Genomic DNA, 25,807 nt, shown 5'->3' with positions numbered 1-25,807 from the left:
ATCAATATGATTACTAACAGAGTCTAATATAAAAGGAGGTTACACGGATGGCAACGGAGATTACCATGCCTCAATTGGGCGAAAGTGTAACAGAAGGAACAATAACAAAATGGCTTGTTAAACCAGGTGATCAAGTAAATAAATATGATCCATTAGCAGAAGTGATGACCGATAAGGTAAATGCCGAAATACCTTCCTCTTACAGTGGAACAATCAAGGAATTGATAGCAGAAGAGGACGAAACGATTGCGGTCGGGGAGATCATTTGTAAAATGGATTTAGAAGACAGTAACTCAGAACAATCTAACGAGACAAAAGAGACGACGAAAGAAGAGCAGCAAGAGTCCTCACAAATATCTAATAGTGTTGAAGAAGATAATAAGAAACGTTACTCTCCAGCGGTTTTAAGATTAGCTCAAGAAAACGACATTGATTTGACTCAAGTTAATGGGTCAGGTCGTGGAGGAAGAATAACGAGAAAAGATTTACAAGCGATTATCGCTAGTGGAGATCGTCCAAAAGCACCGGAAGCAGCTCAAGAGGCAAAGCCAGCAGATATGCCTGTAGCAGACGAGGGTATTACGAAATCACAAGCTAGCCAAGCTCCGATATCATCTGATGGTCGCACGGAAGTAATTCCCGTAAGCGGTGTTCGTAAAGCTATCGCACAAAATATGGTGAAATCAAAACACGAAGCACCACATGCTTGGATGATGATCGAAGTGGATGTGACCGATCTTGTACGTTTTCGAGAAAAAGTTAAAAATGAGTTTTTAGAAAAGGAAGGAATGAAGTTAACTTTCCTCCCATTCTTTATGAAAGCAACGATTGATGCTTTAAAGAAATATCCAGAAGTGAATGCTAAATGGGATGGAGATAAAATTATTCGACATAAAGATGTTCATTTATCGATGGCAGTAGCTACTGAAAATGAACTCTTTGTCCCAGTCATTCGCCATGCGGACGAAAAAAATATCAAAGGACTTGCACGCGAGCTGACAACCATTTCCCAAAAGGTTCGTTCTAACTCGTTGAAACAAGAAGATATGCAAGGTGGAACATTTACACTGAATAATACAGGATCATTTGGTTCCATTCAATCCCAACCGATTATAAATACGCCTCAAGCAGCAATTTTGTCCGTTGAGTCGATTGTTAAGCGACCGGTTGTATTAGACAATGACGCAATTGCAGTGAGACATATGGTTAACTTATGTATGTCGTTAGATCATCGAGTACTGGATGGTTTGATTTCTGGTAAGTTTATGGCTCAAATTAAACAATCATTAGAAAATATGAATGAAAATACAGTAACGATATATTAATGAATATTTCAAAGATGAACGAAAGGAAATCCTTTCGTTCATCTTTTTTGTTTTAATCTTAGTTAAATACCAGTGTGAAAGTTGAATACCTATGGTAGAGAGAAAGATTGCCATAGAGCCAAATTTTAAAAATTATATTTGAAAACTCGATTCAATAAGGCTTTGAATTAGTTTGAATTCATATTGAGGAAAACTCTGTACATACTAATCTGAAAAAGGAGGAAGTTCGATGTCAATTTTAGGCTTGATCGTTTTAAGTTTTCAAGTAATTACTGGACCAATCTTAGGGGCGGATATGTTAACGGATCATTATAAAACAAATGTTGAAGATCAAAACTTCATCGAATGGGTTGATTACGAGAGTTCTTTTCAAATCCATTTTAATTATTATTACGAGCTACTTGTCGAGAAACACAGACCAGATTTACTAGAGGATTGGCAACAAATGGTTCGTGAAAGAGAAGCTATCAATAAAAAATTAAAAGATTTTGACAATGAAAAGCAAGAGGAGTTATATGAACAAATTTCTGAAGATTGGTATCACAAACATGAGTTACTACAAGAACATTTTTTAGCAGCGGTGAAAGATAGAGAAAAAGAGAAAATTAAAAAAAATATTCCTCATATTTTAACATTAAAAAAAAGTTGGAATTCTGAAATGAGAGAAGCGATTAAAGAGTTTTAATTAATCGTAACCATTATTATTTACAAATCGTTATATTTACGATATAATCCCTTTTGTACTTAAAAATAAACCGTAATGATTACGAAAGGGGATGCAACATGTTTAAAAAATTAACGATAACTTTGACTACAATGTTGGCTATGAGTACTTTTTTGGCAGCTTGTGGTAATGATAACAATGCAGGATCGAATGAATTAAACGAGGAGGAAGAAAATTTAAGTGAAGGTAATGTTGAAACTGTTCATGTGATGACAACACTTTACCCACTGGAGTATTTTGCTGAGCGTATTGGAGAAGATTTCGTTGAAGTTACAAATATGGTTCCTGTTGGCGCTGATGCCCATACGTTTGAACCAACCGCAAATCAAATGATTGAGGTGGCAGAATCTGATCTATTTATTTTTAATGGTGCAGACTTCGAAGGTTTTGCAGGTAGTGTGAAAGATGCTGTTGCTGATCATGATGTGACAGTTTTAGAAGCAGTGGAAGGGATAAGTCTTTTAGAAGACACCCACGACCACAATGATGACAATAATGACAACGACCATGGTCATAACGATGACAATAATCATAATGACAACGACCATGGTCATAACGATGACAATAATCATAATGACAACGACCATGGTCATAATGATGACAATAATCATAATGACAACGACCATGGTCATAATGATGACAATAATCATAATGACAACGACCATGGTCATAATGATGACAATAATCATAATGACAACGACCATGGTCATAATGATGACAATAATCATAATGACAACGACCATGGTCATAATGATGACAATAATCATAATGACAACGACCATGGTCATAATGATGACAATAATCATAATGACAACGACCATGGTCATAATGATGACAATAATCATAATGACAACGACCATGGTCATAACGACAATGATGGACATGATCATGCTCATGGAGATGAAGATCCACACGTATGGTTAGATCCAGTTCTTTCCATTGAGTATGCTGAAAATATTAAAAATGCTCTTATCGATGTTCGTCCAGAGGGAGAAGAAGAATTTACTGCTAATTTTGAAGAGTTGAAAGCAGATTTAGAGTCGTTACATGAAGATTTTCAGGCAATGGCAGATGAAAAAGTAAAAGATACTATTATTGTTTCTCACGCCGGATACGGATATTGGGAAGATCGCTATCATATCGAGCAAATTGGAATAGCTGGTTTGTCTCCAACTAATGAGCCATCTATCCAGCAGATTCAAGATGTCATTTCTCATATGGAAGACAATGATATTAATTATGTTATGTTTGAACAGAACATTCCTACAAACATTGCTGAAACTGTGCGAGAAGAGGTGGGAGCGGAAGAGTTATGGCTCCATAACCTTGAAGTTTTAACAGAGGAAGATATTGAGAATAATGAAGATTATTTCAGTCTTATGAGACAAAACATTGAGACGTTAGAAACGGCACTACAATAAGTCACTGTGAAGCACTTATTCTTCGGAATAGGTGCTTTTCTAAACTTAATGTTGGTAAACAAGCTTTATAAGTTGTAAAATAAGATTATAGTCTAAGAAGAAAGGGTGTCTGTTTGTGGAATTTCAAATGTTTATGAATGATGTAGTGCAAGCTGCTCGTAATGATATGGTTGAAGCCGGATATCAACAGTTAACAACTCCAGAAGAAGTGGAGGAAGTCTTTAATAAACCTGGATCTACACTAGTATTGGTTAATTCAGTATGTGGATGTGCAGGAGGAATTGCACGACCATCAGCTGCTTACATGAAAAATTATGAAGTACAGGCTGATAACTATGTAACAGTTTTTGCCGGACAAGACAAAGAAGCTACTGAAAAAGCACGATCATTCTTCACAGGTTATGCACCATCATCGCCTTCTTTTGCATTGCTTAAAGATGGTGAAATTAAAATGATGTTAGAACGTCATCAAATTGAAGGTCATGAACCAATTGAAGTCGTGCAAAAGCTTGAAGAGGGTGTTGACAGTTACTTTAAATAAGAATTGTTAACTTAAAGTTTCTTATAATAAGAAGAGGAGGTGGAAGCCTCCTTTTCTTTATGCTATAATTTTGTACGTCCTATTAATTATTTGTACATAGATGAAGAGGAGTGTTATTAAGTGAACGAGATGTATAAACAGATCCATATTTACTTGAAAATGGAAGAAGAAATTCCTTTCGATGAATTTGAAAAGTATTATAAAAAAGTGATTGCTTATTTTAATGAAAAAGCGGATCAATTTGATGAAGAAACATTATGGAAAGCCTTATTTATTTCTGAAAATGTCATGTCCAATGCTGAAGGACGCTCAAAAGAAGTAAAAGGACAGAAAGCAAAGAAATATCTTAAAATGTCGCAGAGGTTAACGTTATGGGCTCAGAACTTTGCTGCTCGACTTGGTAACATGGGATATAATGAAGAACAAATGAACGAACGTTTTGAGAAGATGTTTGAAGACGATGTAATGGAAGAATAAAATTAATTTTAGATTAGTATTGATTTTCTAAAACAAAATTGTTATACTCCAATAGTGCGGATGAGAGCATTCCGCATTTCTTTGCGCCTGTGGTGAAATGGATATCATACGAGATTTCGGCTCTCGCGTTCCGGGTTCGAATCCTGGCAGGCGCGCCAATATTATATATACACCCTTTAGCTTTTAGTGCTAAAGGGTTTTTTGTTATCTTATATAAGCTATTGCGAAGAATTGGATCAATTGGCTCGATAATAGTTGAATAGTTGCTTTTAAAGCTCATTCAAAATAGTAAGAATAAGCAACAAATAGTTGTAATTGGATAGAAGATAATTTTAAGTATTAAAATATGATAAGATGAAAAGCGTTAATGAGAATATCAACTTGAAACAGGTGAATGAAAATGTTTAAAATTGGTTACCGAACACTGAAAACAGCTGTTGGTGCAACAATTGCTGTAGCTATTGCTCAGGCTCTTCAATTAGATTTTTTTGCTTCAGCAGGAATACTTACTATCTTATGTGTTCAAAAGACGAGAAGACGATCCATTCATGATTCTTGGGAACGTTTTTTGGCGTGTGTGATAGGGATGGTATTTGCGATTGTTATTTTTGAGATCATTGGGTATCACGCTCTTTCTATTGGGATATTGTTGCTATTATTTATTCCAACTACCCTTGTTTTGAAGGTACAAGGAGGGATTGTCACAAGTGCGGTTATCATGTTTCATATCTATACGGTAGCTAATCTAAGTATGTCCCTTGTCATGAACGAGCTAGCGTTAATCATTATTGGAATTGGAATGGCTTTATTAATGAATTCTTATATGCCAAGTCAAGAAAATCGTTTAGAAGATTTTCAAAAACAAATTGAAGATAACTACGCTAAAATATTCTATGAATTTGCTTATTATGTACGGTATGGAGATAATAATTGGGACGGTAAAGAGATAACTAAGTCTGCCGAGCTTCTTAAAGAAGCGAAAAATAACGCGTTACAAAATTTGGAAAATCATATATTGCGGTATGAAGATGTTTATTATCACTATTTTAAAATGCGTGAAAAACAGTTAGATATTATGGAAAGAATGATGCCACTATTAACAACAATTGATCATCATGTAAGTCAAGCTGATATGCTTGCAGATTTTATGGAGGAATTAAGTGGTGGGGTGCACCCAGAAAATACGGCGCACATCTTTATTGATAAATTAGATTCATTAAAAGAATCTTATAAAAACATGGCATTACCTCAAACAAGAGAAGAATTTGAAACAAGGTCGGCATTGGTACACCTTGTTAGAGAACTAGAGCAATATTTAGACATTAAACAACAATTTAAACCAACGAAAGAATATAAAGTTTTTCGGTGAATAGAGGACGTTAACGGGGCAAATGATAGGAAAAAAGAGACGGAGTGATAAGCATGCTCGCAATACTATTATCTGTTCTTTCGATTGTTTCCCCCATTTGGCCGTTAGGGGAAAACCCATTAGAAGGTGATCCGTATATCATCGTTCAATTGCAAACATATGAAATGGCTTTTATTAATGAAGGGGAAGTGCAACAAGTTTTTGATGTGGCAATAGGCAAGGAAGGTCAAGAGACTCCTGAAGGAGAATTTATGACGATTGTGAAAGCGAAGAATCCATATTACAGAAAATTAGATATCCAAGGAGGAGACAGTGAGAACCCTCTCGGTTCTAGATGGATTGGCTTTGATGCAGAAGATACCGACGGACGTGTTTTTGGTTTACACGGAACAAATCAACCCTCGTCTATTGGTCAAAGGATTACAAACGGTTGTATTCGTTTGAAAAATTCGGATGTGGAAGTTTTGTATGAAGAAGTTCCGCTTGGTACGAAGATTCTTGTTACTTCGGAAGACGAGTCTTTTGAACAATTAGGGAAAGCAAATGGAGCAATAGGCAAATGAAATGCATAAAGGACAGCCACCGAGAGTGGCTGTCCTTCCGTTTATTCTTGAGTAATTTAAAATTAAAATAAAAGAAAAAACGTTTTTAAAAAATTTGTTTAGAAATAGGATACTCCTGCAAGGACTGTTCCTAAAAACATTACGACAATCATCATATATACAATTGCTTTACGAAATTTACGGGGCATGTAATTCCCTCCTCTTACGTTTCTAATTCTATTTTAATGGGTTTTTGTATTGTTTTCAAGAGGAAGACGATGGGTTAAGCTATAAATTCTATTCTTGTATATGGAAATGTCCATGTAGATTCCATGATATGTTATATTATATCTATACTATCAGAAAGTATGTAACAAAGTGAACAACGTAAATGAAGGGTTATCATACTTGTTTTGAATAACCTCGACAAGATTATATGAATTTGAAAGGGGATCACGTAATGAAAGAATATAAACAATCTTTCACTAAATGGCAAGAGCAAATTCAGCAAGAACTTAAAAAACGACCAGAGAGAAAAGATACGTTTCAAACATCCTCCAACATTCCAATTGAGAGAGCTTATTTTCCGGACAAAATTGATAACGCTTACATAAAATCGCTAGGATTTCCCGGGGAATATCCTTTTACAAGAGGAATTCGTGGCACAATGTATCGAGGTAAACATTGGACAATGAGACAATATGCAGGGTTTGGTTCTGCTAAAGAAACAAATGAACGTTTTCGCTATTTATTAGATCAAGGACAAACAGGATTGTCTGTCGCTTTTGATTTACCCACTCAAATAGGCTATGACTCAGATGATACGATGGCTTTAGGAGAAGTAGGTAAAGTTGGTGTTGCGATAGACTCGTTAGAAGACATGGAAATTTTATTTGACAAAATATCGCTTAATCAAGTAAGTACATCTATGACTATTAATGCACCAGCAGCAGTATTGTTAGCAATGTATATTGTCGTTGCAGAAAAACAAGGTGTGTCAAAAGAACAAATTCGTGGAACTATTCAAAACGATATATTGAAAGAGTATATTGCACGAGGAACATACATCTATCCACCGAAAGCTTCGATGCGATTGATTACGGATATTTTTGCTTACTGTTCAGAGAACGTCCCTTCGTTTAATACGATTAGTATTAGTGGATATCATATTCGCGAAGCTGGTTCTACTGCGGTGCAAGAGTTAGCTTTTACATTATCTAATGCTGTCGCTTATGTGGAATCTGCGCTTGAAGCAGGACTAGACATCGATCAATTTGCACCAAGACTAGCTTTCTTTTTTAATGGCCATAATGAATTTTTTGAAGAAGTAGCTAAGTTCAGAGCGGCTAGGAGAATGTGGGCTAAGTTAATGAAAGAACGTTTTCACGCAAAGAACCCAAAAAGTTGGCAACTTCGTTTTCATACACAAGTGGCAGGTTCTACATTAACCGCTCAACAGCCTGAAAATAATGTTGTGCGAGTAGCTTTACAGGCTTTGGCAGCGGTATTTGGTGGTACGCAAAGTTTGCATACCAACTCGAAAGATGAGGCCCTTTCTTTGCCGACGGAAGATTCGGCTAGGATTGCTTTACGTACACAACAAATCATAGCTCATGAAACGGGCGTTTCTGACACGGTGGATCCGTTGGGTGGATCTTATTATGTTGAATCATTAACGGATGAACTAGAAGCGGAAGCACAAAAATATATGGATCATATTGATGACATGGGTGGAGCGGTTTCGGCTGTTGAAAAACAATACATGCAACGAGAAATTCATCGAGCAGCGTATGAAGCTCAAAAACGATTAGAAAATGAAGAAGATATCGTTGTTGGTGTAAATAAGTTTACGGTAGGAGATGAGCAACAGCCTGACTTGTTAAAAGTTGATGAGGCGTTTGTTGAATCTCAAATTGAACGATTAAACCAAATTCGAAAAGAAAGAGACCAAGAAAAAGTCTCAGACATTCTTGAGAAGTTAAAAAAATCAGCAGAAGGCAAAGAAAACTTAATGTACCCGATTATTGAGGCGGTAAAAGAATACGCAACGGTCGGGGAGATTTGTCATGCGTTAAGGGATGTATACGGAGAATATTAAAAGGGATAGATGGAGGTGCGAAGATGGATAAAATTCGCGTATTGATTGCAAAACCGGGGTTAGATGGACATGATCGAGGAGCTCTTGTTATATCGCAAGCGTTACGAGATGCAGGGATGGAAGTGATTTATACAGGACTGAGGCAAACGCCAAAACAAATTGTTCGAGCAGCTGTACAAGAAGATGTCGATGTGATCGGTTTGTCTAGTTTATCGGGAGCTCATAATGTTCTCTTTCCTGAAGTACTAAAAGAACTATCGAGAAACGAGGCTGAAGATATTTTAGTATTTGGTGGGGGAGTCATCCCACTAGAGGATATTCAAGTTCTTGAGAAAAATGGTATATTAAAAATTTTCACACCAGGGACATCGACAAAAGTCGTTGCAACATATATTGAGCAAGCGGTAGCGGAGCATCGCGGAGAAACACCGATGTTACAAACTCCACCAAAGAGGGTGGATCATATTGGAATAGCAGTCAAGTCTATTGAAGAAACAGCAGTTTTTTATTCAAATCATTTTCATGTGAATGTAGAGACCATTGCTGAAGTTCCTGATCAAGGAGTTCGTGTAGCCTTTCTGCCATTGGGTAACTGTAAGATTGAACTATTAGAACCACTAGATGAGAACAGTCCTATTCACGCATTTATTGAAAAGCGTGGGGAAGGGCTGCATCATGTTGCGTTTGAAATAGATAATATACAGCAGCGTCTTGACCAATTAAAAGCAGAGGGGATCCGCTTAATTGATGAAAAGCCTAAAAAAGGGGCATCAGGAAACCCTATTGCATTTTTGCATCCTAAAAGCACTTATGGAGCATTAATTGAACTCTATGAGTCAAAACAAGATGCCGAGAATGAAGGAGGCCAATAACAATGGATATGTACGATAAAATCAATGAACTTTACGACCGCCGCAGAAAAATTGAGATGGGGGGTGGGGAACGTCGAATAGATAAACAACATGATAAAGGCAAATTAACAGCTAGAGAGCGAATCGACATTTTGCTTGATGAAGGCACGTTTGTTGAGCTTCATGCATTTATGGAACACCGTTTTGATGAACCAGGTATGGAAAAAGGCTCAGCACCAGGCGAAGGTGTTGTGACTGGTTACGGGGAAGTGAATGGAAGGACAATTTTTCTATTTGCACAAGATTTTACTGTTTATGGTGGTGCTTTGGGAGAGATGCATGCCAAAAAAATTGCTCAAGCGATGGACTTAGCGGTAAAAAACAAAGCGCCTTTTATAGGATTGAATGATTCGGGAGGTGCGAGAATTCAAGAGGGGGTTTTGTCTCTTGATGGTTATGGTCACGTTTTCTACCGAAATGCGATATATTCTGGAGTCATTCCTCAAATATCTGTGATTATGGGTCCGTGTGCTGGAGGAGCAGTTTATTCCCCGGCTATTACTGACTTTGTGTTTATGGTGGAAAAAACGAGTCAAATGTTTATAACAGGACCAAAAGTGATTGAAACCGTCACTGGGGAATCCATTACTTCAGAGGAGTTAGGTGGAGCGTATATTCATAGTACAAAAAGTGGAAACGCACACTTTTCTTGTGAAACGGAAGAAGAAGTATTAGGTGAAGTGCGAAAATTGCTTGGATTTTTACCGCAGCACCAAGAAGAGAAACCACCCAAATTACCTAAAGAAGAAAGTGATGATTTTCTCTATGATTTACTAGATCATGTACCGATCGATCCAAGCAAACCTTATGATGTTAGAAAAGTAATTAATCAAATAGCTGATATGGGTAGTTTTATGGAAGTGCACAAACAGTTTGCTAAAAATGCAGTGGTCGGTTTTGCAAGAATTGGCGGCAATTCTATTGGAATTATAGCTAATCAACCGAAAGTGATGGCTGGTGGTCTAGATATTAATTCATCGGATAAAATATCTCGATTTATTCGTTTTTGTGATGGGTTTAATATACCTATTATTACATTTGAAGATGTCACAGGATTTTTACCAGGTGTTCAGCAGGAACATGGAGGAATTATTCGTCATGGGGCGAAAATCTTGTACGCATACTCCGAAGCAACTGTTCCAAAAATTACTGTTATTACAAGAAAAGCATACGGTGGAGCTTACGTTGCTCTAAATAGCAAGGCGATAGGAGCAGACCTAGTGTTTGCTTGGCCTAATGCAGAGATAGCTGTCATGGGACCTCATGGAGCGGCAAACGTAATTTTTGCTAGAGAAATTAATGAGAGTGATGAGCCAGAAAAAATTAGACAGGAAAAAATTGAACTGTATCGAAATAAATTTGCGAACCCTTATATTGCTGCAGCAAACGGGATGGTAGACGATGTGATCGATCCTAGAGAAACAAGAATAAAGTTGATACAAAGCCTTCGGATGCTGTCTAAAAAAGAAGAGAATCGGCCAGCAAAAAAACATGGAAACATACCATTGTAATGTTGTAAATGAGTGAACTATTCCTAGGATAAGCTAAGAATGTTTGCTACAATGACGATGACTAAATTGCAATGGAGGAAATAATGATATGATTAACAAACAACGATTAATAGATGAGTTTATCGAACTAGTGAAAGTTGATTCGGAAACTCGTTACGAACGTACAATTGCAAATGTATTAACGGGAAAATTTGAAAACTTAGGTGTGAAAGTGATAGAAGATGACTCAACGTCTGTCACGGGTCATGGGGCAGGAAATCTTATTTGTACATTGGAAGGTTCATCAAAAGAAACAGACGTCATTTATTTCACGTCTCATATGGATACAGTTGTACCTGGAAAAGGGATCGAACCTATTTTTGAAGATGGCTACATAAAAACAGATGGTTCAACCATCCTTGGTGCAGATGATAAGGCTGGATTGGCAGCGATGTTGGAAACGGTTCGAACGTTAAAAGAAAACAACATTACCCACGGGACGATTCAATTTATCATTACTGTAGGAGAAGAATCTGGACTCGTCGGAGCGAAAGCACTGGATGCAACAAAAGTGATCGCTAAATACGGATTCGCACTAGATAGTGATGGTAAAGTAGGGAATATTATTGTTGCTGCTCCTCATCAATCTAAAGTAAAGGCAACGGTCTATGGTAAAACGGCACATGCTGGTGTTGCTCCCGAAAAAGGGGTGTCGGCGATAACAATCGCTTCCAAAGCGATTTCAAAAATGCCTTTAGGCAGAATTGATGATGAAACGACAGCTAACATTGGACGTTTTGAAGGAGGAAGCCAAACGAATATTGTTTGTGACCGTGTAGATATATTAGCAGAGGCCCGTTCACTCGTTGCGGAAAAAATGGAAGCTCAAACGAAAGCAATGACAGATGCATTTGAATCAGCAGCAGCTGAAATGGGTGGTTCAGTCGATGTTGATATTCAAGTCGCTTATCCAGGGTTTAAACATCAAGAAGGAGACCACCTTGTTAAAATAGCAAAAGACGCAGTGGAGTCGATTGGAAGACCACCTACATTAAAACGATCTGGTGGAGGTAGTGATGCAAATATTATTGCTGGACATGGTATCCCTAGTATTAATTTAGGTGTGGGATATGAGGAAATTCATACAACAAACGAAAAAATTCCTGTGGAAGAATTGGTTAAAACAACGGAACTAGTTGTTGCAATCATAGAAAGAGTTGCTAAGTCAAAATAAAAATGATGATATCCCCCTTACCTTCCAAAGGTAAGGGGTTTCTACTTTATGATTTAGTAATGGTTAAAACAAAAAAGAGCCTGAATTCCTGCTTATTGAAGCAGGAATTCAGGTTCTGATGTACCAAATTCCATGGATTCAAGAATACTTTCTTCTGAATAACCAGTTATATTTGAAAGTTGTTTAATCGTTGGTGAAGGCCATTCGTTTTTTGCATGGGCAGTCAAAATCTCTACTACTAAGAATAAAATACAATGGTGGTGTGATTGTTCATGAACAAATTGTGACATTTTTTGACCACCTTTCTATTTAATTAATTCATATCATACCATATTTAGCTAATATTTTGTTAATATCAACATCAAAAAATTGTCAAAAATTCTAACAAATTTTCACAGCGATACCGTGAATGTTAAAAATATTTTTTATAAAAAGTCAAATAACTTATTATAAAAGGCCGTTCTAATTATTATCAAGGGATGAAGATTGATTTTCATACTCAAAACAGTCATGATGAAAGAAAAGGTTGCGAAAAGGGTGTCATATTGTGGGAAACGCACGAATCATTTTTCATGTTGATATGAATAGCTTCTATGCTTCCGTTGAGGCTGCATATGAGCCAGAGTTGCTCGGAAAACCACTTGCTATTGCGGGCAATGCAAAAGAACGAAGAGGAATAGTTGTAACGGCAAGTTATGAAGCAAGAGCAAGAGGAGTTAAACCACCAATGCCCTTGTGGGAGGCGAAGAAACTTTGTCCTGAATTGTTAGTGCGCCCACCAAATTTTGATCGTTACCGTTTAGCATCAACGCAAATGTTTCAATTATTATATGAATACACCCCTCTTGTTGAGCCTGTATCTATTGACGAAGGGTATATGGATGTTACTGATGCAAAAGGAGATTTTCAAGCAGTCCAGTTAGCCACACACATTCAAAATCGATTGAAAAAAGAGTTGAATTTACCATCTAGCATTGGAATTGCACCTAATAAGTTTTTAGCTAAAATGGCTAGTGATATGAAAAAACCAATGGGAATAACAGTATTAAGAAAAAGAGAAATTGAACAACTATTATGGCCAATGAAGTGTATTGAAATGCATGGAATCGGAGGAAAAACAGCTGAAAAACTCGAAAAAATAGGAATTTATACAATTGGTGATGTAGCAACTGCATCAAAAGATCTTTTGCATCGAAAATTAGGCGTAAGTGGTCTGAGAATTCACGAAAGAGCAAATGGGATTGATTTAAGAATTGTTGATCCAGATGCAGTGAATGAATTCAAAAGTATTGGGAATTCCACAACATTACCTGAAGATACGATAAGACCTGAGCTCGTGAAAAAAGTCCTGATGAATTTGAGTGACTCCGTAGGGAGAAGGTTACGCAGAAAAGATGTTTATGCAGGGAATATTCAACTTACGATTCGCTACCATGACAGAAAGACAATTACTCGCTCGAGTAAATTAAATCATCCAATTCATACCCACGATGATATATTCAAAGCTAGCTGGAGACTTTGGGAAAAATATTGGAACGGAGATCCAGTTCGTCTTCTTGGTGTAACAGGAATGGATTTAGTTGAGAAAGGACAAGCATACAAGCAACTAGATTTATTTTCTTATGAAAAGGATACAAAAGACTATCGTCTCAGTGGAATTGTGGATGATTTGAGAAATAAATATGGAGAAAATATTTTACTAAAAGGGACTCAACTGAGAGAGTCTGATCGAAGTGATCAATTGAGAGATAAAAAAATAAGAGGAACAAGTCTAGAGAAGGATTTTTTGAGAGACGGTTTGTTTGATGAAGAGTAGACTCAGAGTTTAAAGCTCAAAGCTACTCTTTTTTGGTGAGAAAAATATCCGATTGTTTTCACGTAGTTTACCCTCAACATTTAAGCTATATAAACCGATACAGTAGGTGAGAGCAATAATATGGGAGGAGATATTACCCATGGAAATTCAAGGACAACAAGTAAATGTTCAATCAAAAACGAATGAACGCCCCATCCAAATGAGAGAGGGCGAAGTATATAGAGCGCGAATCGAATCGCGTGTCTCAGATAGAGAAGCAATTATTTCGATTCGTGGACAAGAAGTAAAAGCTAAATTTGAAGGGAAAGTTCCAGAGCGAGACCGAGTAAATATACAAGTGCAAGAAAGGTCAAGTGATGGAGTGCGTGTACGCGAAATAAGGGGAGAGTCTCAGCAAGGACAACAAAGAGAGAGTGGAAGTTCTGCAGGGAGAGAAACTCAGTCAGCGGATCGTGTACTAAGGGACATGGGGATACGTCAGCCGAGCGGTGAGTTACGTCAAGCAACACAGAGAATGATGGACCGTGGAGTTCCTTTAACTAGAGAAACGGTTAATGATTTGAATCGATATTTACAATCTGATCGAGGGACAGAAAGACAAAGGATGCAAACGATTGATGTGATGGCACAAAAACGGCTAGAGCCTAGTGGTAATCAAATTCGAGCCGTTCATGAGGCGTTGCATGGTAATAAAGTATCCGATCAAGTTAGAAGAATTACCGGCAGCTCAAGGTCAGATCGTTCACATATCGTGTCATCTTCTCAGCATGCTGCTAGTTCAAATTCTCGAGAAGCAATCCTTCGCGCAGTAGACCAAGTGAGAACAGCACTTCAAACAGGAAATAATGTGAGACAGTCGATTGAGCAATTACAACAAGTTGTTCAACGAAATGGTGATAGTGCGATGAGACAAACTGTGAATCAAGCTTTAAGAGAAATGATTCAATTACAAGCCCAGTCGGGTCGAGAAACAGCTGCTGGAAGAATGGAACAACTGGCGCAACAACTTAGTCAAAGCATCACGCAGACGGGAAATTTATTAGCAACATCTCAACCTACCGTTTCATCTAGCAGCAGTTCCAGCGTTCAAAATTGGTCAACGATGATTCAAAATCAACCGAATCTTACTGCGGCAATAGAAACAGTTCGAAATGAAATGGATCAGCAGCTTTCTCGACCTATAGCAGAATCATTGGAACGCTCTTTGACGAAAGCTTTAACCGAACTAGACTCAGGCAGAGAGCTAAAAGCTCGTCAAACTGTGCAAGATGCGTTGAATCAAGTTCAACAAATGATGCCAAATTCGACTTCTCAGGATATTTCACAGTCAAGAATAGAAATGCAAGAATACGTTAGAAATGAAATCATTCAAGCATCAGGCTTATCTTCAAAAAGCATTTTAATTACAGAAGTAACAGAACGTTTAGCGCAGGCAACGGATGAGTTTAAAGTATTCCAGAGAGATACAGCTAAACAGCTCCATCGAATAGAAACGATGATCCAGCAATTTAGACAAAATGCCGTTCAGCAAACAAAACCGATGCTTGAAAATGTCATAAAACAGATGGATCGAGCGATTATGAAGAGTGATTTTATGTTGTTTGCCGACATGAAAACAGAAAGAACATTGCTTGGTGCAAGTAGTAAACTTGCTGATGCAAAAAGACTACTAGTTCAAGGGAAACACTCAGATGCAAGACAAATTGTTCGTCAAGTCCAACAAACAATGGATCAAATAAAGTTTCAACCTTCTAATCAGAGAGTCCAGCATATGATATCTGAAGAGAAACAATGGAACGAACCGAAAGCACAAGTACATCGTTTATCTCAGCAAATGGAGCAAACGACACGTACATTTCTAAATCATGATGGGTCATCTCGGCAAATATTTGAAGGAATTAGAGGGATGGGATTGAATCGTGAAGCGGAACTTGCCCAAATTTTTGCAGCAGGAAAGGGAATCCCTACAGAAGCTCAGCAAAGGAACTTAAAAACCATTTTAATGAATATAGCTCGGGGAGAAGAGGAAAGTGCAAGAGGACAACAACAGCAAGCGCAACAGACGTTGCAAAGTTTATCGGGAAGCCAGCTTCTAAATCGAAACGATACGCAACAAAATCAAATGCACTTGTTTCAACTTCCGTTAATGATCAAAGGAGAGTCGGAAAACCTTCAAGTATATATTAATTCTAGAAACGAACAAGAGTCCTTAGATTGGGAAAATTGTAATCTCTATTTTCATATCGACACGAAAAGTCTCGGACCACTTGGAATTTCATTGAACGTAACAGAACGCTCACTGAATGTTACCTTAAAAAATGATACAGAAGGATTTGCAGAAAGTGTTGAGCCTTTAGGTCAAAAATATATTGATCAATTAAAAGAAGTGGGATATCAGGTAAATAAGCTAAAGATTTCTCCTATGACTGTGGAAGAGAATAATCCTACTCCTGACATGAATACAAAACGAGAAGATGAAAAACTAGCAGTTTTACCGATTATGACAGAGGAAGGGTTTGATTATAAAATATGATGATATCTAAACACTTCAACCACGTTAATCGGCGAAAAATAAATGGTCCTTCTGCTGCAGTCATTCGCTACAATGATGAAGAAGGAGAAGATCCTAAAGTTATTGCGTCTGGAAAAGGTTATATTGCAGAAAGGATCATGGAGTTAGCGAAGGAAAATCATATTCATATGGAAGAAGATCAAATGTTATTAGAGAATTTAATTGATATGGACTTAGGGGAGAACATTCCGCCCCAATTATATGCAGTTATTGCAGAAATTTTATTATTAATCGAAGAAATCGAAAGAAATTATTAACTATTTCAATATTTAAGCCGATAATACGATTAGAAAGAACGTGAATGAAATTGGATCATCATGGATTTAGTGGAGGGGACAAAATTGATTTCAAATGAAGCTTTACATAAAAAAACACCGCAAGAAATCACTTCCCTATTATATGAAGCTTGTTTAGATAATTTGGAAGAAGCAAAACGAGCAATTGAAATAAATGACCTGATGGTGGCTAATGAAAAATTACAAAAAGCGAATGATATTCTTTATCGATTAGGTGCGGGAATCAACTATGAGGCAGGAATTGTCGCAGACCAGCTAGATGCACTTTACAACTACTTGGCGGATCGAGTTGTACAGGCAAATTATCATAAAGATCCAGAAATAATTAATGAAGTTGTAAAGAATATAGAGACATTATATACAGCTTGGTCTAAAGCAATGAAAAAAAATGTAGATCACGAAAATAAAACAGTGAAATTGAAAAAAAATGCTTACGAAAAAAATGCGATCTTCGAATAAAAAAGGAGTGGTAAAAAATGAAAATTAACAATAATATTCAAGCATTAAATGCTTATCGTAATTTAAATCAAAATCAAAATGCAACGTCGAAAAACTTGGAGAAGTTATCATCTGGCCTTAGGATTAATCGTGCTGCAGATGACGCCGCAGGACTAGCTATTTCGGAAAAAATGCGTTCACAAATTCGTGGATTAAAACAAGCTGAACGTAATGCAATGGATGGAATTTCATTAATTCAAACGGCAGAAGGTGCACTTACAGAAGTTCATTCCATGTTACAGCGAATGCGTGAACTGTCTGTTCAAGCAGCAAATGACACGAATACACAAGAAGATCGCGAGCAAATACAAAAAGAAATTAATGAACTGATTGAAGAAGTAGATAGTATTGCTGATAAGACTGAATTTAATACTAGAAGTCTGTTAGCTGGTGCAGAAAATGAAGATGAAGATGCAGAAAGCAATCCGTTAAATTTAATCTTTCAAATAGGTGCGAATGCTAATCAATCAGTAAATATTGAAATTCCTAAAATGAGTTCAGAAGAGTTAGGAATTGAAGGGTATAATTTTGAAGGAGAAAACGATGGTGAAAATGTAATAAATGTAACAAATCAAGTAGGAGCAGAAAGTGCTATAGAATCTTTTGATAGTGCTATAGAAACTGTCTCTAACGCACGTTCTCAACTAGGTGCTCTGCAAAATCGTATGGAACATACGATAAACAACCTTCAAGTGACGCATGAGAATTTAACGAGTGCGGAGTCTCGTATTCGTGATGCGGATATGGCGTTGGAAATGACGGAGTTTACGAGAAATAATATTTTAAATCAGTCTGCTACTGCTATGCTAGCGCAAGCGAACCAGTTACCTCAAGGAGTTCTTCAGCTCCTCCAATAGTTATTACGAGATGAAAGGCACCTATGGTTGCCTTTCATATTCTTTATACGTGGATTTTATAATAATTTTCTTAATACTAGTGTTGATTTTGATTCTTGCGCAATCTTGGGGGAAACGAGTTTGCATAGGGTTCACGCCTCGTCAAAAAGGACGTGAGAGGTATTTTCAATATCATCTTGTAAAAATAGGTACTAAATAAAAAGCAATCGTCTCTATGAATATTCTAGGGATATCTTTATAATGGTAAGAGATATTGTACGGAATGGGGGGAATAAGGTGGATGTTCAAAGAGTAGGTCGAGCGAGCATAAATAAAACAACCCAAAAAAATACAGGGACAGAAGCGAAAGTATCCTTTCAAGAGATCATGCAGCGGGGTCGAGATAATTCACAATATGAACGTCTAGGTCAGCTGATGCAAAAGATAGATGACCAAGGAAAAACGTTATCTGAGTCTAGGACAGTTGATGAACTAAAGAAATATAAACAACTAGTCAAAGAGTTTATGGATGATGCAGTAAAATTAGGCTTGAGCTTAGAAGAACGAAAAGGGTTTAATCGACGAGGAAGAACAAAAGTTTATAAGATCGTTCGTGAGGTCGATCGAAAACTTCTTGATTTAACAGATGCTGTTATTAAAGAACAAAAAAAAGGACTCGACATTCTTAACATGGTTGGAGAAATACGCGGATTACTAGTTAATATTTATGCATAATAAACGTTATGAGACTTATGTCTTGTAACGTTTTTTGCATAAATTTAAGATAAACGTTAAGTAATAATTATATGTTAAACGTTTGACATATTAATAGAAGCGATTTATAATTTAATTATTAGTATGAAAACGATATCATAAATGATTAATAATCTTAAAACTCGAGGGGAGAGCGTCACATGTCCATTAAAAATGAAGTCATGCTTATTACTTATGCAGATAGTATGGGGAAAAATTTAAAAGAGTTAAATGAAGTTCTTACGAAACATTTTAAAGGAACAATCGGAGGAGTTCACTTACTACCATTTTATCCATCATCGGCAGATCGAGGGTTTGCCCCTAAAACATACAAAGAAGTAGACAAACCTTTGGGTACTTGGCGAGACGTCCAAGATTTATCCAATAACTTTTATCTTATGTTTGATTTTATGGTTAATCACATTTCCCAGAGCTCGGAATATTTTCAGGATTTCAAACAAAAAAAAGAGGGGTCAGATTACGCGGATCTTTTTATTCAGTATAAGAATTTTTGGCCAAACGGAGAACCAACGCAAGAAGACGTAGATAAAATCTACAAAAGGAAGCCAAGAGCACCTTATATTGATGTCACGTTCGGTGATGGATCAACTGAAAAGATTTGGTGTACGTTTAATGAAGAACAGATAGATTTAAACGTATATCATGAGCGAACAAAGAAGTTCATTCAAGAAAATCTTGAATATTTATCAAAAAAAGGTGCGTCTATCATGCGGTTGGATGCATTTGCTTATGCCACAAAGCAGCCAGGGACAAACTGCTTTTTCATTGAACCTGATACGTGGGAGATGCTTGATGAAATCAAAGCTATTTTAGATCCTTACGGAGTGGAAATTCTACCAGAAATACATGAACACTATTCTATCCAACTAAAAATAGCAGAACGTGGTTATTGGGTATATGATTTTGCTTTACCGATGCTCGTCCTTCATGCGCTTTACAGCGGTCGTTCTGATCGTTTAACAAATTGGCTAAGAATATGCCCAAAGAAACAGTTTACGACTCTTGATACACATGATGGCATCGGTGTCGTTGATGTCGCTGATCTTCTATCAAATGAAGAAATGGAAGAGACAAGAGATAATTTGTTCACGAAAGGTGCAAATGTAAAAAGAGTTTACAACACGATGGAATACAATAATTTAGATATTTATCAGTTGAACTGTACGTATTACTCTGCATTAGGAAACAAAGATGATGCTTACGTGCTTGCTCGAGCTATTCAATTTTTTACACCTGGGATCCCGCAAGTTTATTATGTAGGACTATTGGCTGGAGAAAATGACATTGAGCTTCTGGAAGAAACGAAAGAAGGACGGAACATTAATCGGCACTACTATACAAAAGAAGAAATAGATGAGAATATGAAACGTCCTGTGATGGACCGATTGACAAATTTAATGAAGTTTCGTAATGATTTTCCTGCATTTGATGGGGAAATTGAAGTAATTGAACAACCAGACTCACCTATCATGGAAATTATTCGAACGAACGGCAAGCACCAAGCGACATTAAAAGCAAATCTAAAAACGCATGAGTATGAGGTAACATATATTGAACCTGAAACAGGGGCAAAGAAAGTATTAGCTGGGATTTAACTTTAATTTTAACGAACCTTCTATAAATGGAGGTTCGTTTTCACCATCAAAAGGCTGTTTGTGTTATTGTAAAGTGTATTTATTTAAACTCGGAGGACGATTGATGATGGCAACCATAAAAGACATAGCAAAAATAGCAGGTATTTCTGTAACGAGTGTGTCTAGAGTTCTAAATAATAGAGGATACTTAAGCAACGATTTGAAAAAGAAAGTACAATCGGCTATAGAGGAATTAAACTATCAGCCTAATGAATTAGCAAGGTCTCTTCAAAAAAAACAATCAAATATCATTGGTCTTATTATTCCTAATGTAGCTCATCCATTTTTTGGAGAGTTGACGAGTGCTATTGAAACGTATGCGTTTAGTCTAGGATTTAAACTACTTGTATGTAATTCACAGCTCGATCCAAAGAAAGAAGAAGAGTATTTAAATATGCTAAGAGCTAGTCAAGTTGATGGAATTATTATGGGGAGTCATACGATGGATGTTCTTGAATATGTAAATGTTCATCAGCCTCTTGTTACGATCGATCGAAAAATATCAGAGAATATTCCTTATATATGTTCGGATAATTTCAATGGAGGTGTGTTAGCAGCGGAAGAACTTTTAAAAAAAGGTTGTCAAAAAATCGCATATATTGGAGGGAATGTTGATTTAGATCTATTGGCGAAAAAAAGGTATGATGGGTTTGCTGAAACACTGTCAAAAAACAAAGTATGGCATACGTCTCTTCAAACAAATTTAAACGGATTTGATTTTGAGGAGTATGAACAAATAGCTGAAAACCTCTTTAACTTACATGAAAATATTGATGGAGTTTTTGCAACGAGTGATATTATTGCGTCTTATGTTTTGAAAGTATGCCAACGTCTAAATATACAAGTACCTCAACAAGTGAAAATTATTGGTTACGATGATGTGAAGATTGGTGCTGTTTTCACTCCTGAGTTGACAACAATCCATCAGCCTATTCAAAAGATGGCCGAAAAAACAGTGGATCTCCTAATTCAGCAAATAGGTGGGGAGAAAGTGCCAAAAGCGACAATTTTCCCCGTTGAGTTAGTGAAAAGAAAAACGACTTAATCGTAAGGGACAATTTCTTTAAACATATATGTTTTAGTAGCGTTGATCTTTGGTTTAAATTGATCAAAAGCTGCAATTGGATGCACTCGTTCTGTATGGAGGGAATAAAGTGTTTTCTTATCAATGATCAAACTATAAATATATTGATCTTCATCATGGCCAGTGGAAGGATCGACGATTTGATTGTAGCCTGATAAAGTAATCGTTTGAAGAGTAGGTAAAAATCGAAAGAAAAAGCTCGCTAAATACAAGGCACTTCCGCCAACCATTAAAGCATAGTGCTCCCGGTGATCTCGTTGAGTCTTGTCTTGTATTTTTAATTTGCCAGACTTTAAAATCTCGGCTTTTTTTATTGGGACTTCTTCTAATTTAGGTAGATCAATGTCAACATAAGCAACATCTGATGAACGTACTTGAAAGTCAACGTCCGTTTCCAGTGGAAAGTCTAATTCATCGAGGAATAGACCTACCCATTCTTCCATCGCTTCTACTTGACCTTCTGCGACGTTATTTGCCATCGTCAAACGGTTCTCCTTCTCTTCTTCCACTGCATTCTTTTCCTCTGTGTATTCATGTAATTGTTCATTGTATATTGCCAAAGCTTCGTTATCGATAGAGGAGCTAAATTTGTTTCGTGGGCCTGGAAATAATAATTTTAGTTTTTCAAAAATAGATAGGGATTTTTTCTTTTCTTCATAGATGTTCTGGAAAATCGTAGATTTATTGGGCTCTCTTAACGACATTTCTATAGAATCAATAGCATTCGTAGACAAAGAATCAATTGGTGGAAATAGATGATGATGAAGGTCTAACAAACGATTTGTCTTTTCGTTAATTTCAGCTGCTTTATCTTCATAAATTTTAATGAGCTGTTTTTTATATTGTCTACGTACTTGTTTTTCTTCTTGGTCTGTTAACGCTTGGCCATTGCTCTTTTCAAACCGAACATCTTGAAGAGAATCATCCCATAATACTTCAATAGGTTGATGTTGTTCATTGGTTTTCGATGATTTAGTAGAATGGCGTTTTTTTGATGAAGAGTGGCTTTTTTTGTTAATCTTAGATCTGTAAGATAACCCTGTACCTGGAATTCCTGTATTTCCGTATAAACCTCTTCTTCCTGCTGTAACAGAAGCACCGCGGCGACCAACGGATGTACTTATTCCTCGTTTACTAAAGTTTAGTCGAACCCCAGGTGCTACTCGAACTCTTTTTTGAAAACGAAAACTCATAATACGTCCTCCTCACATGGTCAAGCTTAATTTGTTGTTTATCTGCCCTCTTCATTTTAAGATAGAAGGATAAAGAAGGAAAGGGTGATCCGTATGTTCCACGATACATTTTACTATAAAACAGAAATACCTAAACCTATTTCAGAGGTTTGGTCTTTTTTTCAAACGAACGAAAATTTAGCAGCGATCACGGCATTCCCAAAAATTGATATTTTAGGAGATGTGGATGTTTTTGAAGGTGCGTCTGTTCACTTGCAGTTAAATTTTTTTGTTGTTAAATTGCAATGGAAAGGCAAGATTACTGAAGTTGTTGAACAAGCTTATTTTATAGACGAAGGGGAGAGTCTTCCATTTCCTTTTAAGTCTTGGAAACATGTACATGCATTTAAAAAGGTAAATGAGGAAAAGACGAAAATGATTGACCGTGTGGAATATGAAGCATATGTTCCTCCGCTCCTCGCAAATTTTGTTTTAAAGGGAATGTTTAATGATCGTAAAAAACAGCTGAAAAAGAAATTTAAATGAAAAAGAACCCGGATAATAAGCAGTTGCTTGGATGCCGGGTTCATCATGTTATCCGAAATGTAAAGGGTCACCTTTTACCAGGAGCGACCATACTGTTTAGGGGGCTCAATTTCCTCCCCTAACTCTTTGGCAGCGGTTCTCGGCCAATAAGGATCGCGAAGCAATTCTCTGGCTACAAAAATTAAGTCCGCTCGGTTGTTTTGCAAAATCTCCTCTGCCTGCAATCCTGAAGTGATCATCCCCACAGCCCCTGTGGCAACGTCCGCTTCCTTTTTAATCGCCTCCGCATACTTGAGTTGGTATCCAGGAAAAACATTTATAGCTGTTCGAACAACACCACCTGAACTGCAATCAATGAGGTCAACGCCACGCTTTTTCATCTCCTTTGAATAGTAAATGAAATCAGTTAATTGGTTGCCTTGCTCATGGTATTCATTTGCAGAAATACGAACAAAAATAGGACCACTCCACTCTTCCTTAACGCATTCCAATACTTCTATTAAAAAAGTTAATCGGTTCTCTTTTGAACCTCCATATGTATCTGTCCGTTTGTTTGAAAGTGGAGATAAAAATTGACTGATCAAATAGCCATGCGCTCCATGGATTTCGATAATATCGAACCCTGCTTCTTTTGCTCTCCGTGCTCCTTGTTTAAACGCATCGATCGTTTCTTTGATATCAGATTTGGACATTTCTATTGGTTTTTTTGTAGACTCATCAAACGGGATGGATGAAGGAGCAATGATATCACCATCGAATATAGCTTTTCGTCCTGCGTGGCCAAGCTGAATAGCTGCTGTTGAACCATGAGCCTTTATACCAGCAACTAATTTCGATAATCCTGATACGTGCTCATCACTCCAAATTCCTAGGTCGTGAGGAGAAATTTGCCCTTGTCTTGTTACAGTAGTTGCTTCAAGCATGATTAAACCGACTTGTCCTACTGCTCGACTTATATAATGGGTGAGATGCCAATCTGTGACTTTTCCATCTTCATTTTCAGAAGAATACATGCACATAGGTGACATTGTAATTCGGTTTTTTATTGTTACATTTTTCACGGTGTATGGGGTAAATAGTTTTGACTTCATTGTTACCGACTCCTTATTCTATCATTTTACATGATACGATTTAACTGTATCATAAAGCGCAATAAATGTCAGAAGGAGGGCATAGAACTTTCATTTTGTAGCAAGGTAGTAATAAGAAGGATGAGGATACAATGAATATATTGTCTGATATTTTTGCAAATCTTCTATTTTATTAGGGATTAATCATTGCAGGGGAGTGGTTTATGCATCGTTACATGAATTACTCTCTTCGAAGAAATAACAAGGCAGACTATGGTGAAAATTATCGTTGACTATTGATTAAACTGCTAATTCAATTTAAAAACTGAGTGCTATAAAAACACTCAGTTACGTGTTGCATCCTTAAGAACGCATATGTTTTCGCTGTTCGTGAAAATACCCATTAAGGTAAGCTAATATTTTACTTCGAGGAATAATACCCATGAATGCTCCTTGTTTATTCTGAACACAAATAAAGGGATGGTTGATAGATAAAGATAGTACTTTTTCAAACGGTGTTTCATCATAAACACCAGCAATATCTGACGTCATGACTTCTTGTACAGTCCATTGACCAAGCTTTTCTGGCTCAATTCGTTCAATACCAAGAATAGAATCAAGGATTTGAGCTTTGCTAATTAATCCTTGTAGTTTGTATGCCGTATCAAGTACGGGAATAGCGGTATAACCTGACTTGACTAAAACGAGTAATGCGTGTTCAAGATTATTATCTGGTTGAACATGAGCAACTTGCTCGGCAGGGATTAAAAATGACGTTGTAGAGCGATTTAAAACATCGTTATCTTGTAAATTAGGCATAATCATGCACACTTTCTTTTTAAGATTTGAGCTCTCACCTTTATATTCCACAGCGATGACCTTTCAAACCATTTAATATTCCCTCCTATAATGTTAGCGATAGTTTTTGAAAATGTCAAATTTATTGCAAACGCTTACATTGTTTATCTATGTTTTTTTCTGCTGATATGTGTATGTTTATCGTTTAATTTTACGAAAGAATTGCCATACTGAAAAATGGAGGTGTTACAATGCATACGAAACTTACCGTTCGGTATTTTTGCGAAACATATTTATCAGGAAACTGTTATTTTTATAAGCAGGAAATGATAACGTCGTCGTCATGGGATGATCCAACTTCTCTTCAATGGGGTCGGAAAAGACCAATAACGAAGAGTACATTTGAAAAAAGAAAAAAAGCAGGGTATCAATATTATGTGGAATATATAAAACAGCCACCAGCAAAAGTCATTCCCTTTAGATCAAAAACCTAGGTTAAAGAAGGTTTTTGATCTAATTGACCATTACATAGTAATAAAAAGAAGTGGTGACAACTGGCAGTCTTAAGATAATGATTAA

Annotated in this window: 26 protein-coding genes and 1 tRNA gene; 22 read left to right on the top strand and 5 right to left on the bottom strand. The window is 36.8% G+C overall.

What is annotated here, in order from left to right:
- Positions 1–47 precede the first annotated feature (47 nt).
- From QDN89_RS01815 to QDN89_RS01780, 8 genes are all read left to right on the top strand, one after another.
- Positions 48–1,325 carry a dihydrolipoamide acetyltransferase family protein gene (locus QDN89_RS01815; protein ID WP_280768369.1) on the top strand — a complete coding sequence of 426 codons (1,278 nt, stop codon included), beginning with the start codon at positions 48–50 and terminating at the stop codon, positions 1,323–1,325.
- Between the two features lie 229 nt (positions 1,326–1,554).
- Positions 1,555–2,010 carry a hypothetical protein gene (locus QDN89_RS01810; RefSeq protein WP_280768368.1) on the top strand — a complete coding sequence of 152 codons (456 nt, stop codon included), beginning with the start codon at positions 1,555–1,557 and terminating at the stop codon, positions 2,008–2,010.
- Between the two features lie 98 nt (positions 2,011–2,108).
- Positions 2,109–3,470, top strand: coding sequence for a metal ABC transporter solute-binding protein, Zn/Mn family (locus QDN89_RS01805; RefSeq protein WP_280768367.1), 1,362 nt, complete (start codon positions 2,109–2,111; stop codon positions 3,468–3,470).
- Positions 3,471–3,597: 127 nt separating this feature from the next.
- Positions 3,598–4,011 carry a BrxA/BrxB family bacilliredoxin gene (locus QDN89_RS01800; RefSeq protein ID WP_280768804.1) on the top strand — a complete coding sequence of 138 codons (414 nt, stop codon included), beginning with the start codon at positions 3,598–3,600 and terminating at the stop codon, positions 4,009–4,011.
- 129 nt (positions 4,012–4,140) lie between these two features.
- Positions 4,141–4,488: a hypothetical protein gene (locus tag QDN89_RS01795; RefSeq protein ID WP_342394365.1), complete on the top strand. Its 348-nt coding sequence runs from the start codon at positions 4,141–4,143 to the stop codon at positions 4,486–4,488.
- A gap of 83 nt (positions 4,489–4,571) precedes the next feature.
- Positions 4,572–4,646 (top strand) — tRNA-Arg (locus QDN89_RS01790).
- Positions 4,647–4,888: 242 nt separating this feature from the next.
- Positions 4,889–5,857, top strand: a complete 969-nt coding sequence (locus tag QDN89_RS01785) for an aromatic acid exporter family protein (protein ID WP_280768365.1) — start codon at positions 4,889–4,891, stop codon at positions 5,855–5,857.
- A gap of 53 nt (positions 5,858–5,910) precedes the next feature.
- Positions 5,911–6,420 (top strand): L,D-transpeptidase, encoded by a 510-nt coding sequence (locus QDN89_RS01780; RefSeq protein WP_280768364.1) that lies wholly within the window; start codon positions 5,911–5,913, stop codon positions 6,418–6,420.
- 98 nt (positions 6,421–6,518) lie between these two features.
- Here QDN89_RS01780 and prli42 read toward each other — a convergent pair whose 3' ends face one another.
- Positions 6,519–6,608, bottom strand: coding sequence for a stressosome-associated protein Prli42 (prli42, locus tag QDN89_RS01775; RefSeq protein WP_158282148.1), 90 nt, complete (start codon positions 6,606–6,608; stop codon positions 6,519–6,521).
- Between the two features lie 251 nt (positions 6,609–6,859).
- Here prli42 and QDN89_RS01770 point away from each other — a divergent pair, with 251 nt between their 5' ends.
- The 4 genes from QDN89_RS01770 (at position 6,860) to QDN89_RS01755 (ending at position 12,132) form a co-directional block, all read left to right on the top strand.
- Positions 6,860–8,497, top strand: a complete 1,638-nt coding sequence (locus QDN89_RS01770) for an acyl-CoA mutase large subunit family protein (protein ID WP_280768363.1) — start codon at positions 6,860–6,862, stop codon at positions 8,495–8,497.
- Between the two features lie 23 nt (positions 8,498–8,520).
- The gene (gene mce / locus QDN89_RS01765) at positions 8,521–9,369 is read left to right on the top strand and encodes a methylmalonyl-CoA epimerase (protein WP_280768362.1); all 849 of its coding nucleotides are present in this window, start codon (positions 8,521–8,523) and stop codon (positions 9,367–9,369) included.
- A gap of 2 nt (positions 9,370–9,371) precedes the next feature.
- Positions 9,372–10,919: an acyl-CoA carboxylase subunit beta gene (locus tag QDN89_RS01760; protein WP_280768361.1), complete on the top strand. Its 1,548-nt coding sequence runs from the start codon at positions 9,372–9,374 to the stop codon at positions 10,917–10,919.
- An 88-nt stretch (positions 10,920–11,007) separates the two neighbouring features.
- Positions 11,008–12,132, top strand: a complete 1,125-nt coding sequence (locus QDN89_RS01755) for a M20/M25/M40 family metallo-hydrolase (protein ID WP_280768360.1) — start codon at positions 11,008–11,010, stop codon at positions 12,130–12,132.
- A gap of 92 nt (positions 12,133–12,224) precedes the next feature.
- Here QDN89_RS01755 and QDN89_RS01750 read toward each other — a convergent pair whose 3' ends face one another.
- On the bottom strand, positions 12,225–12,422 hold the full coding sequence (locus tag QDN89_RS01750; RefSeq protein ID WP_280768359.1) for a hypothetical protein: 198 nt from the start codon (positions 12,420–12,422) through the stop codon (positions 12,225–12,227).
- Positions 12,423–12,676: 254 nt separating this feature from the next.
- On the opposite strand from QDN89_RS01750, the gene QDN89_RS01745 reads away from it, so the two are divergent.
- The 8 genes from QDN89_RS01745 (at position 12,677) to QDN89_RS01710 (ending at position 21,603) form a co-directional block, all read left to right on the top strand.
- Complete coding sequence (locus QDN89_RS01745; protein WP_280768803.1) at positions 12,677–13,948, top strand: DNA polymerase IV; 1,272 nt, start codon at positions 12,677–12,679, stop codon at positions 13,946–13,948.
- A 139-nt stretch (positions 13,949–14,087) separates the two neighbouring features.
- A complete protein-coding gene (locus QDN89_RS01740) occupies positions 14,088–16,481 on the top strand; it encodes a hypothetical protein (protein ID WP_280768358.1) in 2,394 nt (797 codons plus the stop codon).
- Positions 16,478–16,777: an EscU/YscU/HrcU family type III secretion system export apparatus switch protein gene (locus QDN89_RS01735; RefSeq protein ID WP_280768357.1), complete on the top strand. Its 300-nt coding sequence runs from the start codon at positions 16,478–16,480 to the stop codon at positions 16,775–16,777. The genes QDN89_RS01740 and QDN89_RS01735 overlap by 4 nt, the downstream gene beginning before the upstream one ends.
- A gap of 84 nt (positions 16,778–16,861) precedes the next feature.
- Entirely contained in the window at positions 16,862–17,275 is a 414-nt protein-coding gene (gene fliS, locus QDN89_RS01730; protein ID WP_280768356.1) for a flagellar export chaperone FliS, read from the top strand.
- Positions 17,276–17,292: 17 nt separating this feature from the next.
- Positions 17,293–18,171 (top strand): flagellin Hag, encoded by an 879-nt coding sequence (gene hag / locus QDN89_RS01725; protein ID WP_280768355.1) that lies wholly within the window; start codon positions 17,293–17,295, stop codon positions 18,169–18,171.
- A gap of 276 nt (positions 18,172–18,447) precedes the next feature.
- Complete coding sequence (locus QDN89_RS01720) at positions 18,448–18,885, top strand: YaaR family protein (RefSeq protein ID WP_280768354.1); 438 nt, start codon at positions 18,448–18,450, stop codon at positions 18,883–18,885.
- Positions 18,886–19,064: 179 nt separating this feature from the next.
- Positions 19,065–20,519: a sucrose phosphorylase gene (gtfA, locus tag QDN89_RS01715; RefSeq protein ID WP_280768353.1), complete on the top strand. Its 1,455-nt coding sequence runs from the start codon at positions 19,065–19,067 to the stop codon at positions 20,517–20,519.
- Positions 20,520–20,625: 106 nt separating this feature from the next.
- The gene (locus QDN89_RS01710) at positions 20,626–21,603 is read left to right on the top strand and encodes a LacI family DNA-binding transcriptional regulator (protein ID WP_280768802.1); all 978 of its coding nucleotides are present in this window, start codon (positions 20,626–20,628) and stop codon (positions 21,601–21,603) included.
- Here the strand turns inward: QDN89_RS01710 and QDN89_RS01705 are convergent.
- The gene (locus QDN89_RS01705; RefSeq protein ID WP_280768352.1) at positions 21,600–22,835 is read right to left on the bottom strand and encodes a DUF4236 domain-containing protein; all 1,236 of its coding nucleotides are present in this window, start codon (positions 22,833–22,835) and stop codon (positions 21,600–21,602) included. The two genes, QDN89_RS01710 and QDN89_RS01705, sit on opposite strands and share 4 nt — an antisense overlap.
- A 93-nt stretch (positions 22,836–22,928) precedes the next feature.
- On the opposite strand from QDN89_RS01705, the gene QDN89_RS01700 reads away from it, so the two are divergent.
- A complete protein-coding gene (locus tag QDN89_RS01700) occupies positions 22,929–23,360 on the top strand; it encodes an SRPBCC family protein (RefSeq protein WP_280768351.1) in 432 nt (143 codons plus the stop codon).
- A 74-nt stretch (positions 23,361–23,434) separates the two neighbouring features.
- Here the strand turns inward: QDN89_RS01700 and namA are convergent, their stop codons facing one another.
- Together namA and cbpB are read right to left on the bottom strand one after the other, a co-directional pair.
- Entirely contained in the window at positions 23,435–24,451 is a 1,017-nt protein-coding gene (namA, locus tag QDN89_RS01695) for an NADPH dehydrogenase NamA (RefSeq protein WP_280768350.1), read from the bottom strand.
- Positions 24,452–24,793: 342 nt separating this feature from the next.
- Positions 24,794–25,249 (bottom strand): cyclic-di-AMP-binding protein CbpB, encoded by a 456-nt coding sequence (gene cbpB, locus QDN89_RS01690; RefSeq protein ID WP_280768349.1) that lies wholly within the window; start codon positions 25,247–25,249, stop codon positions 24,794–24,796.
- A gap of 230 nt (positions 25,250–25,479) precedes the next feature.
- Here cbpB and QDN89_RS01685 point away from each other — a divergent pair, with 230 nt between their 5' ends.
- Positions 25,480–25,722, top strand: a complete 243-nt coding sequence (locus QDN89_RS01685; protein ID WP_280768348.1) for a hypothetical protein — start codon at positions 25,480–25,482, stop codon at positions 25,720–25,722.
- The last annotated feature ends 85 nt before the right edge of the window (positions 25,723–25,807 follow it).

Origin of the sequence: Salipaludibacillus daqingensis (assembly GCF_029891575.1) — a bacterium.
Taxonomy (GTDB): Bacteria; Bacillota; Bacilli; order Bacillales; family Salisediminibacteriaceae; genus Salipaludibacillus; species Salipaludibacillus daqingensis.
Note: the sequence above shows the minus strand (reverse complement) of the source record. Positions and strands in the feature narration are given on the sequence as shown.

What these genes read in the sequence shown, in the direction of transcription:
- QDN89_RS01815 (WP_280768369.1), top strand. Translation starts at nt 48, where the DNA reads ATGGCAACGGAGATTACCATGCCTCAATTGGGCGAAAGTGTAACAGAA.
- QDN89_RS01810 (WP_280768368.1), top strand. Translation starts at nt 1,555, where the DNA reads ATGTCAATTTTAGGCTTGATCGTTTTAAGTTTTCAAGTAATTACTGGA.
- QDN89_RS01805 (WP_280768367.1), top strand. Translation starts at nt 2,109, where the DNA reads ATGTTTAAAAAATTAACGATAACTTTGACTACAATGTTGGCTATGAGT.
- QDN89_RS01800 (WP_280768804.1), top strand. Translation starts at nt 3,598, where the DNA reads ATGTTTATGAATGATGTAGTGCAAGCTGCTCGTAATGATATGGTTGAA.
- QDN89_RS01795 (WP_342394365.1), top strand. Translation starts at nt 4,141, where the DNA reads ATGTATAAACAGATCCATATTTACTTGAAAATGGAAGAAGAAATTCCT.
- QDN89_RS01785 (WP_280768365.1), top strand. Translation starts at nt 4,889, where the DNA reads ATGTTTAAAATTGGTTACCGAACACTGAAAACAGCTGTTGGTGCAACA.
- QDN89_RS01780 (WP_280768364.1), top strand. Translation starts at nt 5,911, where the DNA reads ATGCTCGCAATACTATTATCTGTTCTTTCGATTGTTTCCCCCATTTGG.
- prli42 (WP_158282148.1), bottom strand. Translation starts at nt 6,608, where the DNA reads ATGCCCCGTAAATTTCGTAAAGCAATTGTATATATGATGATTGTCGTA.
- QDN89_RS01770 (WP_280768363.1), top strand. Translation starts at nt 6,860, where the DNA reads ATGAAAGAATATAAACAATCTTTCACTAAATGGCAAGAGCAAATTCAG.
- mce (WP_280768362.1), top strand. Translation starts at nt 8,521, where the DNA reads ATGGATAAAATTCGCGTATTGATTGCAAAACCGGGGTTAGATGGACAT.
- QDN89_RS01760 (WP_280768361.1), top strand. Translation starts at nt 9,372, where the DNA reads ATGGATATGTACGATAAAATCAATGAACTTTACGACCGCCGCAGAAAA.
- QDN89_RS01755 (WP_280768360.1), top strand. Translation starts at nt 11,008, where the DNA reads ATGATTAACAAACAACGATTAATAGATGAGTTTATCGAACTAGTGAAA.
- QDN89_RS01750 (WP_280768359.1), bottom strand. Translation starts at nt 12,422, where the DNA reads ATGTCACAATTTGTTCATGAACAATCACACCACCATTGTATTTTATTC.
- QDN89_RS01740 (WP_280768358.1), top strand. Translation starts at nt 14,088, where the DNA reads ATGGAAATTCAAGGACAACAAGTAAATGTTCAATCAAAAACGAATGAA.
- QDN89_RS01735 (WP_280768357.1), top strand. Translation starts at nt 16,478, where the DNA reads ATGATGATATCTAAACACTTCAACCACGTTAATCGGCGAAAAATAAAT.
- hag (WP_280768355.1), top strand. Translation starts at nt 17,293, where the DNA reads ATGAAAATTAACAATAATATTCAAGCATTAAATGCTTATCGTAATTTA.
- gtfA (WP_280768353.1), top strand. Translation starts at nt 19,065, where the DNA reads ATGTCCATTAAAAATGAAGTCATGCTTATTACTTATGCAGATAGTATG.
- QDN89_RS01710 (WP_280768802.1), top strand. Translation starts at nt 20,626, where the DNA reads ATGGCAACCATAAAAGACATAGCAAAAATAGCAGGTATTTCTGTAACG.
- QDN89_RS01705 (WP_280768352.1), bottom strand. Translation starts at nt 22,835, where the DNA reads ATGAGTTTTCGTTTTCAAAAAAGAGTTCGAGTAGCACCTGGGGTTCGA.
- QDN89_RS01700 (WP_280768351.1), top strand. Translation starts at nt 22,929, where the DNA reads ATGTTCCACGATACATTTTACTATAAAACAGAAATACCTAAACCTATT.
- namA (WP_280768350.1), bottom strand. Translation starts at nt 24,451, where the DNA reads ATGAAGTCAAAACTATTTACCCCATACACCGTGAAAAATGTAACAATA.
- cbpB (WP_280768349.1), bottom strand. Translation starts at nt 25,249, where the DNA reads ATGCCTAATTTACAAGATAACGATGTTTTAAATCGCTCTACAACGTCA.
- QDN89_RS01685 (WP_280768348.1), top strand. Translation starts at nt 25,480, where the DNA reads ATGCATACGAAACTTACCGTTCGGTATTTTTGCGAAACATATTTATCA.